This is a genomic window from Tenacibaculum sp. SM2510, assembly GCF_057002845.1.
The window spans coordinates 76,927-88,411 of sequence record NZ_CP192703.1 but is presented as its reverse complement, the minus strand read 5'-3'; the positions used below and the strand labels follow the sequence as shown (position 1 = coordinate 88,411).

At 31.3% G+C, this 11,485-nt stretch carries 11 protein-coding genes; 7 read left to right on the top strand and 4 right to left on the bottom strand.

Translation table 11 applies throughout. The features are described 5' to 3' along the window. Positions 1-41 precede the first annotated feature (41 nt). A complete protein-coding gene (locus ACQ629_RS00415) occupies positions 42-1,883 on the bottom strand; it encodes a PorP/SprF family type IX secretion system membrane protein (RefSeq protein WP_483705853.1) in 1,842 nt (613 codons plus the stop codon). Positions 1,884-1,892: 9 nt separating this feature from the next. After that, positions 1,893-4,118, bottom strand: coding sequence for a T9SS type B sorting domain-containing protein (locus tag ACQ629_RS00410; RefSeq protein WP_483705851.1), 2,226 nt, complete (start codon positions 4,116-4,118; stop codon positions 1,893-1,895). Between the two features lie 231 nt (positions 4,119-4,349). Between ACQ629_RS00410 and cmk the strand changes: the two genes are divergently transcribed. Both cmk and ACQ629_RS00400 read left to right on the top strand, forming a co-directional pair. Then, positions 4,350-5,036, top strand: coding sequence for a (d)CMP kinase (cmk, locus tag ACQ629_RS00405; protein WP_483705849.1), 687 nt, complete (start codon positions 4,350-4,352; stop codon positions 5,034-5,036). Positions 5,037-5,074: 38 nt separating this feature from the next. After that, entirely contained in the window at positions 5,075-5,422 is a 348-nt protein-coding gene (locus ACQ629_RS00400) for a thioredoxin family protein (protein WP_483705847.1), read from the top strand. 148 nt (positions 5,423-5,570) lie between these two features. On the opposite strand, the gene ACQ629_RS00395 is transcribed toward ACQ629_RS00400, so the two are convergent. Together ACQ629_RS00395 and ACQ629_RS00390 are read right to left on the bottom strand one after the other, a co-directional pair. Then, complete coding sequence (locus ACQ629_RS00395) at positions 5,571-6,605, bottom strand: RluA family pseudouridine synthase (protein ID WP_483705845.1); 1,035 nt, start codon at positions 6,603-6,605, stop codon at positions 5,571-5,573. Positions 6,606-6,624: 19 nt separating this feature from the next. After that, positions 6,625-7,203 carry a PASTA domain-containing protein gene (locus ACQ629_RS00390; RefSeq protein ID WP_483705843.1) on the bottom strand — a complete coding sequence of 193 codons (579 nt, stop codon included), beginning with the start codon at positions 7,201-7,203 and terminating at the stop codon, positions 6,625-6,627. Between the two features lie 143 nt (positions 7,204-7,346). Here ACQ629_RS00390 and ACQ629_RS00385 point away from each other — a divergent pair, with 143 nt between their 5' ends. The 5 genes from ACQ629_RS00385 to ACQ629_RS00365 are packed head-to-tail and all read left to right on the top strand — an operon-like array spanning position 7,347 to position 11,461. Further along, complete coding sequence (locus ACQ629_RS00385) at positions 7,347-8,321, top strand: D-alanine--D-alanine ligase (RefSeq protein ID WP_483705841.1); 975 nt, start codon at positions 7,347-7,349, stop codon at positions 8,319-8,321. Position 8,322: 1 nt separating this feature from the next. Beyond that, entirely contained in the window at positions 8,323-8,667 is a 345-nt protein-coding gene (locus ACQ629_RS00380; protein WP_483705839.1) for a DUF3024 domain-containing protein, read from the top strand. Positions 8,668-8,699: 32 nt separating this feature from the next. After that, complete coding sequence (gene coaD / locus ACQ629_RS00375; protein ID WP_483705837.1) at positions 8,700-9,152, top strand: pantetheine-phosphate adenylyltransferase; 453 nt, start codon at positions 8,700-8,702, stop codon at positions 9,150-9,152. 6 nt (positions 9,153-9,158) lie between these two features. Further along, on the top strand, positions 9,159-10,904 hold the full coding sequence (locus ACQ629_RS00370; protein WP_483705835.1) for a M14 family metallopeptidase: 1,746 nt from the start codon (positions 9,159-9,161) through the stop codon (positions 10,902-10,904). Between the two features lie 38 nt (positions 10,905-10,942). After that, positions 10,943-11,461, top strand: a complete 519-nt coding sequence (locus ACQ629_RS00365) for an RNA polymerase sigma factor (protein ID WP_483705833.1) — start codon at positions 10,943-10,945, stop codon at positions 11,459-11,461. Positions 11,462-11,485: the final 24 nt, after the last annotated feature.

The window sequence follows — 11,485 nt, the reverse complement described above, 5'->3', positions numbered from 1 at the left end:
CTTTTCTAGGGAATTAATTGCTTTGGGGGCTTACAAATTAATTATTTTATACGTACTATCGTTTTACGATCGTAAAAAGAGTTATTTAAATTACTCTCATACAGCTTAATAGCTTCTTCTCTATTATCTGTTTTTGCAATATATACATGCATATTTCCAGTCTTAGGATTTACAAAATATCCTGCTTCAATGTCGTCATTTATTAATTCATCAACATTTCTATCGGCTAACGCTTTTTGAGAATTCACATATACTTGTATATAGTATCCTGGCGCAACACCTGTCATACCTGACATTGTTCTAACTCTTGCTGGTGGTTGTGTTTTAAGCTCTTGATAACTTCCACCACTTACACCAATGGTAATTTTTTCTATGTAAACAGGGTCTTTACTTCCTTTTTCTATTTTAATTGATGATTTATCATTTTTATCACCACTTTCAAACATTCTTGTTTTATCATTAAATTCATCAATTTTTTCTTCTGCATCCTCTTCTTTTCCAAATCGATCTATATATACGTAGTACCACTTACCTTTCGGTTCGAAAATATATTTAGCTTCTACTTCTAATCGCTTCCACTTTTCTATTAAATCTTTTGCGTTTGTTTTGTTTTTAAATCTATCCGCTACAATATAATACATCGTGCCTCCGCCACCAGAACGAGTAATTGAACTTTGTCGCCATGGCTTATCAGATCTTCTTTTTAATGAAGTATCTTTCTCTTCAACTGTATTCTCTACAGGTGTATTTACCTTTGTAGGTTTTCCAACCTTTATTTTTTTAAGTGGTGGCTGGTTTTTTAATAAGCGTAAAATTTCATCAACCTTTTTATTTAAGATGTCTATTGAGTCTTGTGCTATTTGATTTTCGTCAGATAAATTGTTATGTTCTCCGTTTTTATATTCTTTTTTAGGAGCTCTTTCTGGTAATGTTACATTTACATTACCTACTCTTCTTGTTGGTCTTTCTCTTGTATATGATTTTTTATCAAAGTTATAGATCAAACCTATTTCATTTGTTGCTGCAAAACTGCTTTTCTCATAACTAAAACCTACAGCTAGTTTATCAGATATATTAACTCCTATTCCTGCAGATATACCATACGTTTTATCATAACCTGCTTTAAGCCAGCCTGCTTTAGGTAAATCTAATATTACATTACCTCCCGCACTAAATGCATCTTTACCTGGCTTTCTTGCCATTATTAATGTTCTTAAATCTGCTCCTTCAAAAATTCCTGAGGCATAGGTAAACTCATGTGAATACATTGCATGTGTAGAGAATGTTTTATCACCGAAAGATGTAGCTACTTCACTAGTCTTTAAATTAAAATCTACTAAATTCTCAAAAAATAAGCCTACATCAAACTTCCCAAACGACAAAGTTACTGCTGGCTGTAACATAACTAGAGGAATGTCTTGAAAATTTGCTACTTGTGGATCTGGTACGGTTGAATTTACTTTTACAGCATCCGCACTTCTTCGACTATATAAAAAATTAAACCCTACAGTTAAATCTAGGTTTTCATTTAATTGTAATTTTTGAGCATAATTTATTAAAGCACCAAAATCTTTAAAAACACCTACTTCTTGTTGATAAATAGCTAATCCTGCCCCAACATTTTCCCTCATTTTACCAGAATAAGTCCCTACATATAATCTTGGGTTATCTTCAAAATCAACATTACTATTACGTACAATTGCGGTAATTTCTGTTTTATTTTCTCTTAAAGCTGAAAAAGTTGGTACTGTTAAAAAACGGTTAAACTTCATGAAATTTCTTGAAGTAAAACTATTGTATTGCTGTGCATCATTAGACACTTGTGCTTGTAATGAAAACACACTTACTAATAACACGATACATAATGTATTTTTTTTTATCATCTTAAGTTTTTAATCTAATACAGATATTGTTCCTGCTTTAATTAACACGTCTTCTTTTATAATTTTATAATAAAAGATTTTTTGATTTCCTAAACTTTCTAGCGGCCAATCATTTTTATAATCGGTCGTCTTTAAAATTTCTTTTCCGCTCGAATCATACAATTGTATTAATACTGATGGTTGAAACGCATATTTGTTTGATAATTGCCAAGTATCGTTTATTCCGTCTTGATTAGGTGTTACAATATTTGGTACAATCACCTGGTCATCTTGCTCCACAACTTCTATCGTACGTACTACATTACAAGTACCTACAGAAGCTATAACAGTATAAAAACCTAATATATTTACATCTAAAGTTTCGTTTGTTGACAAAACAGCTCCTGTAGTATCCTCTCCTTCATACCAAACATAAGACTCGGCTCCCGATGCTGTTACGGTTACTGTTTGTCCTTGTATAAGTACTACTTTTTCTGAAGGTGTTACCGCCACTACCGATTCATCAAATAAAACAACTGTTATAGGCGCGTATGTTTTTTCACAACCAAATCCAGTTATTTTTAGTGTATAATCACCAATCTCTGTAACAGCAAAATCTTGAACATCGGTTGCTATTGCAGTGGTATCATTATCTTTAAACCATTCATATGTATATCCTGCTACTAAAACATCTATTGTATATATAATATCGCCTCCTGGACATAATGAATTAGAAGAAGATGTTGATATTATTTCTGGGTCTTCTACAATAAGTTTAATAGGCAACTCATTAGAATCTGTTGCTAATGTACCTACTCCAACTTGTAACGAATACACTCCATTATCTTGATAAGAACTAACATTATAAGTAGTTTCGGTTGCTCCTACAACATCTGCTCCGTCTTTTTTCCATTGATAATTTAACTGTGCTATTTGAGCTGCAGACAATTCATATTCTTCATCATCAACCCCCAAAGCTGTAACACCTACTATACTTAAATTTGTTGCTACGGTATTACACTCTTCATAGGTTGTTTCAGTCCTTATAGCTACATCAAAAGATTTTAGAGATATTAACTCATATTTATCTGAATCTACTACTAGGTTACATGAAGTTGCTGAGTTTTTAGTTACACGCGCAAAATATGTTCCTGCATCTCTAGCGTTAAAACACAATTGCGTTCTTGAAGGTAGAGGAGCATCATCTTGGTACCACTGAATTGTTGCAGAACTAGCATCGTGTGTTATACAAAGCTCCCTTGTTTCTCCTGGAAGAATAATTGTTTTTAAAGCTCCTACGGTATTTACATTAAAATCGGGTGTTGTTTCTTGTGATAATACAACATCATTAGATCTTACTTCACAGTCTTCTAGCTTTACAATTAAGTGATAGGTACCAAACTGACCCGCCGTTGGAGTTGTGTATGTGTTGGAATTAGATGTTTGTTTTAAAACATCATCTTGATACCACTCGTATGTATAACTCGTATTACTTGCATTAGCCTCAAAAGTATAGGCTTCGTCTCCACAAATTTCAACAGAAGAAGAACCTTTTATTTGTGCATCTGAATTACTAATACCAATAGCGTTAATAAATCTTGATTTTGGTCCACCACAACTTCCGTAGTCAATTACTACAAAATACGTCCCAGCCTGAGTAATAATAAAAGATGGCTCTTGTGTTGTTGCTACTAAGGTATCTGTTGTACCAACTCTTCTAAACCACTGATATTCTCCAACAACAGTTGTTGTTAGAAAAACTTCCTTACTCTCGCCGTTACATAATGCGAAATCATTATCATCATTAATTCCGATTTCAGAATCACTTACGATATCGTGATAGGCTTCAAAAAAAATCGACTCTGAAGTCATTTCTGGTGAAGTTGTACGAATTCTTATTTTATAATTTTTACCAAAAGTCCCATCTGGCAATTGTATTGTAGTACTTATATTAAATGCTTGATTGTAATTATTCGCAGCTGTACTTTCAAGCCTCCTTAGCTCTATCACTTCTGAAGCGACAGTAAATTCTCCGTTTACATCAGATAATTCAACAAAAAAAACATTATCATCATTAAAAACACTACCACTAAAAGAAAAGTCAACTGAAAAATCTGTTGCTCCTGAAGTATCACATGCAGAGCCACCACCCGCAATAACCGGGCTTTCTAAAGTTTGTGCAAGCGTTGTATTACTGTGAACACAAAGAAGTAGTATACCTAAAAGTATTTGTATGCTTCTAGTTATTTTATTCATTTACAAAGGGGAATTAAAGGACGATAAAAATACATTTTTTTTTTTAAAAACACCTTAACACATCGCAATATTAATATTGTAATATATAAAAACTAATGCACACTCACAACTAAAGAGACAAAACCAGGTTAAAACACTAGCTAACTCTACTCTATACTTATTTTAAATTTAATATTTATTGAGTAAAAAAATGTATTTCTAGCGTATATTTGTTCTTTATTATCATCTCTTATGACAAAAAAAATCACCATTGCCATCGACGGGTTTTCTTCTACAGGAAAAAGTACTATTGCAAAACAACTTGCGAAAAAACTAGGTTATATATATGTTGACACTGGTGCTATGTACAGGGCTGTTACGCTATACGCAATGCAACAAAATTACATTTCAGATTCACATTTTAATCCGAATAAATTAATTGCAGATTTGCAAAAAATTTCGCTCTCCTTTATATTTAACGAAAAGCTAGGTTTTGCTGAAATGTATTTGAATAACATTAACGTTGAAGCGACTATTAGAACTATTGAGGTTTCTCGTTTGGTAAGTAAAGTAGCTACCATTTCTGAAGTTCGTAAAAAATTAGTGAGCGAACAACAAGAAATGGGTAAAAACAAAGGTATTGTTATGGATGGTCGAGATATTGGCACGGTTGTTTTTAAGGATGCTGAATTAAAATTATTTATGACTGCCTCTGCAGACAAACGTGCTACACGTCGTTATAAAGAATTACTAGATCGCGGTGACAAGGTTAATTATGCTGAAATATTGCATAATGTTCAAGAACGCGATAGAATAGATTCTACTAGAGAAGATTCACCTCTTGTTCGTGCCGATAATGCTATAAAATTTGACAACTCAGATATGGGCTTAGAAGAACAATTTGATCGTATTATGAGCTTAGTTAACATGCGATTATAATAATTTACCTGTTTTTATAGAAAATAAAATCTATGAAAATGAAAAAAAATATTTTAACCATTACTTTTTTTAGCTGCCTTCAAACTTTTTCTCAAGGTATTAATTGGCGTACAGATATTGACAGCGCCATTGCTTACGGTAAAGAAAACAACAAAGATGTTTTTATATACTTAGGCGAGAAGAAATGTGTGCCTTGCAGAACTGTTCAAAAATATGCCTATGATACTAAAAAATTTCAGGATTTTTCTAAAAAATTTGTAATGGTAAAAGTTTACAACGATTTAGATGAAAGTAAAAAAGAAGCATTAGCCTATTTTAACAAAGCTAAAAAACGATTTAAAACAAAAATGGTTCCCCGCTTTATTTTAATACGCAACGAAAAATAAATTGCTAATTTCTTTGCTTATGTAAAATCACCTGAAGATTTAATTAATAAAATTACTCCTTATTTAAAAAAATAATTTTCTTAAACCGAAAACAAAAAAAACCAGCTTTATAAGGCTGGTTTTTTTGTTTTATAATATGTTTTATATTTTATTCTTCGTGTTTTGAATTCTCTGAATAGGTTCTCCACTTAGTTAAACACGCTTCAATATCTGCAGGTATTTCTGTATTAAATTGCATAAACTCACCCGTTGTAGGATGTGTAAAACCTAATGTTTTTGCATGTAAAGCTTGTCTTGGCAATACTTTAAAACAGTTATGCACGAATTGTTTGTACTTTGTAAACGTTGTTCCTTTTAAAATATCATCACCTCCATAACGCTCATCGTTAAAAAGCGTATGACCTATATATTTAAAATGTGCTCTTATTTGGTGTGTTCTACCAGTTTCTAATTTACACTGCACTAAAGTAACATAGGTAAGACGTTCTAAAACTTTGTAATGCGTAACAGCATGCTTACCATAATCTCCATCAGGAAAAACAGCCATTTGCAAACGATTATTAAAACTACGTCCTATATTACCCTCAATAGTTCCTTCGTCTTCTTTTATATCTCCCCAAACTAGTGCATAATACAAACGCTCGGTAGTTCTATCAAAAAACTGCTTAGATAAATGCGCCATTGCAAACTCTGTTTTTGCAACTACTAAAAGTCCGCTTGTATCTTTGTCAATTCTATGAACTAAACCTGGGCGTTCATTAGAATTTGTTGGTAAATTTTCTATATGGTGAATTAATCCGTTTACCAAAGTACCTGAGTAATTACCGTGCCCTGGGTGCACCACCATTCCTGCTGGTTTATTAACCACCATTACAGCATCATCTTCATAAACAATATCGATAGGAATATCTTCTGCTACCAATAAATTTTCAGCTGGCGGATACGCTAAAACTACGCGCACTACATCTTTTGGCTTTACTTTATGGTTGGGTTTAACAACCTCGTCATTAACCAAAACATTTCCTGCTTTTGCCGCTTGCTGAATCTTATTTCGAGTTGAACCTTCAATAAAGTTCATTAAAAATTTATCTACCCTTAAAGGTTCTTGCCCTTCAGTTGCTACAAACCTATGGTGTTCGTATAAATCGTCGTTTTCTATTGCTAAATTTGCGTCTTCCTGCATTAATCAATTATATAATTAGTTACCTATTACCATCACCTAAAATAAGGTTGATAGTTGTTTTCTTTGGTAATTTTGTTCCTGGTGTAATTCTTTCTCCTTTGTATTTTAATCCTCTAACAACATCCTTTCCTATATCCCTTACAAAAGTAATCTCTTTACCTACTATAAAACCTTGAGATTGTAAATGAGTGGTTGCTTGTCTTTTTGTTCGTCCATTTAAATCAGGAATTACAATGTCTCTATATTTAGAGGGATTTAAAGTTAAGTATATCTTACGATTTTCTTTTACAAAATCTCCTACTTCAGGATCTTGTTCTATAACCGATTTTTTTGGATACAAAGGATTGTAAGTAGCACTATCAATTATAACAAAGCTTAAATTAAGTGTTTCTAATTTTTTTTCAACCTCTAATAATGACATTTTATGCAAATTAGGTACTTGTATTTTTTGATTGTGGTTCGTTGTGGTTCCAAGCCACCATTGCAACACAAAAACAACTATTAATAACGAAGCAATCGCTATTCCTATTTGAATAAAAAAGGTTTTACTCTTTAAAAAAAGAAATAAATTTTTAAGTTTTTCTGAAAAATTACTCATATTATTTTTTTGTAAGGTGGCGCAAATTTACAGTAAAAATATTACTATTTTTAATTCATTAACTCTTAAACGAGTTTTTTTGGTAAGTTTGTATAAACTTAGGCAAACAATTTTACATTATAAAACAACTCAAAAGCATTAAAGTGAAAAAAAACATAGCTATTATTATGGGAGGATATTCTTCTGAAGTAGAAATATCTTTAAAAAGTGGTTCGGTTGTTTACAAGCATCTTGATAAAGAAAAATATACTGCTCACAAAATTCATATTTTAAAAAATAAATGGGTTTTGGTTGATGAAGAAAACAATGAATACCCTATAAATAAACATGATTTTTCTGCGGATGTAAATGGTCGTAAAATAGTTTTTGACTGTGTTTTCAACGCAATTCATGGTATGCCTGGTGAAAACGGACTCATACTAGCTTATTTCGATTTAATCGGATTAAAACACACCTCTGCTCCTTTTTATCAAATGGCATTAACATTTAACAAACGAGATACTTTAAGTGTCGTTAAAAAATATGGTGTTGCTACTGCAATTTCCGTATATCTAAACAAAGGAGACCACATAAATGTTGATGAAATTATTGCCCATGTTGGTTTACCTTGTTTTGTAAAACCAAACAATGCAGGCTCTAGCTATGGTATTTCTAAAGTTCACACAAAGGCTGAATTAATTCCGGCATTAGAAGTTGCTTACAAAGAAGATTCTGAAATATTAATAGAAAGTTTTTTAAACGGAACCGAAGTTTCTGTGGGAGTAATTGAGTACCAAGAAAAAACAACCGTTTTACCAATCACAGAAATTGTTTCAGAAAATGATTTCTTTGACTATGAAGCTAAATACGAAGGGAAATCACAAGAAATTACACCCGCTCGTATTTCTAAATTACAAGAAAAAAACGTTACCGAAGTAGCAAAACGCGTCTATGAAGTTTTAAATATGAAAGGTTTTACGCGCGCCGAGTATATTTTTATAAATAATGAACCTCATTTCTTAGAAATAAATACCGTACCGGGATTAACAGAAGCAAGTATTTTACCACAACAAGCAAGCTGTGCAGGCATCTCTTTAACAGCACTATTTGGCAACGCTATAGAAACAGCATTAAATTAAAATGAAAAGTATTACTATAAATATTAATGAAGTAACAATTAAAAAATTTGCAGAATCATTACGACCTGCAGATATTGAAATTAGAAAACAATTAGATTTTGGATACTCTTTTGATAAAAACACAGCCATTTTTTATAAAATTAGACCGGATTGGATAAACTCAGCGCAAAAAAATCATATTGAATTCGCTAAAATTAGATTTTATAAATCGAAATCAGAATGGAATCTATATTGGATGCGAGCAAACGAGAAATGGGAATTGTATAAACCTTTCCCTAAATCAACACATTTAGATGAAATCATTCAGGTGATTAAAAAAGATAAAAATGGTTGTTTTTTCGGTTAATAACGAAAGAATATCTTTTAAATATATAACTTATGAAAAAAGCAGTTTTCCCAGGGTCTTTCGATCCCATTACTTTAGGACATGTAGATATTATTGAACGAGGCGTTACCTTGTTTGATGAGTTGGTTATTGCAATTGGTATAAATGCTGATAAAAAATACATGTTTTCTTTAGAGGAACGTAAACGTTTTATTGAAGAATCTTTTAAACATCAACCTAAAATTAAAGTAGTTACATATAGCGGATTAACAGTGAATTTTTGCAAGGAACAAAATGCTGAATTTATTTTAAGAGGCCTAAGAAACCCTGGTGATTTTGAATTTGAAAAAGCCATCGCTCATACCAATCGTAAACTTTCTGAAATAGAAACCGTTTTTTTACTAACATCTTCTGGTAAAAGTTATATATCATCCTCAATTGTACGTGATGTTATTAGAAACGATGGTGATTATACCGGCTTAGTTCCTGATGCTGTAAAACTTTAATTTTTGATGAAAAAACTACTTGTTCTACTTTTTGTAATTGCTTTCTTCGGATGTAAAAAAGAGCGCATCAATACGGATGATTTTACCACACTTTTCGAAAAATCAAACGGAACAGAAACGCCAGAATATAAAGATGTTATTTCTTTTTACGAAGCTTTAGCGGAAACATATGCTGAAATATCTTTATTTGAAATAGGTAAAACAGATTCTGGAGAACCGTTACATTTAATAGTTTTTAATTCAGACGGAAAAACAGCATTAAAAAATATTAAGGACTCTTCTAAAAGCAAAATACTTATTAATAACGGAATTCATCCCGGAGAATCGGACGGAATAGATGCTTCTATGTTGCTTCTAAGAGATATTGTTCAGAGTGATTCTTTAAAAAAGATTTACAAAAATTCTTTAATTTCTGTGATTCCTGTATATAATATCGGAGGCGCTTTAAATAGAAACTCACATACTAGAGCCAACCAAAACGGACCGAAAGAATACGGATTTAGAGGAAATGCACGTAATTATGATTTAAATCGTGATTTTATAAAACAAGACACTAAAAATGCAGCGACTTTTGCAGAAATATTTCATTTAATAAATCCCGATATTTTTATAGATAATCATGTAAGTAACGGTGCCGATTATCAATATGCTATCACACATTTATTCACACAGCACAATAAATTAGGTGGTAAACTTGGGGCTTTTTTAGAAACTGAAATGCGACCGTTTATTGAAAAATCTTTAAAAGAAAAACAAATTCCGATTACTCCTTATGTAAATGTGTGGGGAAATACTCCCGAAAAAGGATGGTCGCAGTTTTACGATTCGCCAAGATACTCTACCGGATATACAACCTTATTTAACACCTTAGGATTAATGGTAGAAACACACATGTTAAAACCATATAAAATTCGTGTAGAGCTAACCTATGAATTGTTACTTTCTACATTAGATTTTACGGAGAAAAACATCACTAAAATTAAAGATTTACGTAAAAAAAATCTTGAAGATATTTTAAGTAAAAAAACATATCCTATTACTTTTCAGGTCGATAAAAACAACCCTAGTTATTTATATTTTAAAGGCTATGAAGGATCTTATATTGATAGTGAAGTAACCAACGGAAAAAGATTGTTTTACAACAAAACTAAACCGTATACTAAAAAAGTAACCTATTACAACAACTTCAAAAACACAAAAGAAATAACAATACCTAAAGCATATATAGTACAACAAGGTTGGCATAAAATTATTAAAAGACTACAACAAAACAAAATAGCTTTTACGCATTTTAAAAAAGATACACTTATAACTTTAGAAACCCAACATATAAAAGATTTTGAAACTCGAAAAACAGCCTACGAAGGGCATTATTTGCACTATAATACTTCTGTAGTAACAGAAACAAAAACTGTTCAAGTTAAAAAAGGTGACATTTATATTTCTACGCAGCAAGAAGGTGTTAGATATGTTATTGAAACCTTAGAAGCCGAGGCTACTGACTCTTTTTTTAATTGGAATTTCTTTGATACAATTCTGCAACAAAAAGAAGGTTTTTCTGCTTATGTTTTTGAAGATGTTGCTACAAAATTTTTAAAAGAAAATCCGTTAGTAAAAAAAGCGTTGATGGATAAAGTAAATAAGGACACTATTTTTGCAAAAAACACCTATGCGCAATTATACTATGTGTATAAAAAAACACCTCATTATGAAACCGCGCATATGAAATTGCCTATTTATAAAAAATACTAATATTACATGCTAATTTTATTTGTATTATAAGAAAAAAAATGAGTAAAGAACTTTTAAAATCTGTTTGTGAACAAAAAAATTTCGAAGAAATTTTTAACAAACACTCTCAAACCCTAAGAAACTACATTTATTATAAGTGTGGTAATACTCAGCAAGCAGAAGATATTGTTCAAGAATCTTACATAAAACTTTGGGACAACTGCTCTAAAATAATCTTTGAAAAAGCAAAATCGTTTTTATATACTGTTGCAAACAATCGTTTTTTTAATGAAGTAGCCCATAAAAAAGTTGTTTTAGAGCATCAAAGAAGAAATGTTTCTTTGGATAGCACTAACGAAACTCCGCAATTTATTTTAGAGGAGGAAGAGTTTTATCAAAAACTAAAAAAAGTAATCGCCGATTTACCTGAAAAACAACGAGAAGTTTTTCTTTTAAGCAGAATCGACAAGAAAAAATACGCTGAAATCTCAGAAATTGTAGGCGTTTCTGTAAAAGCAGTAGAAAAAAGAATGAGTAAAGCTTTATTAATTATCAAAGAAAAAATTGGTAAAATTTAATAAAAAGTAGGGTAATTAGTAAAT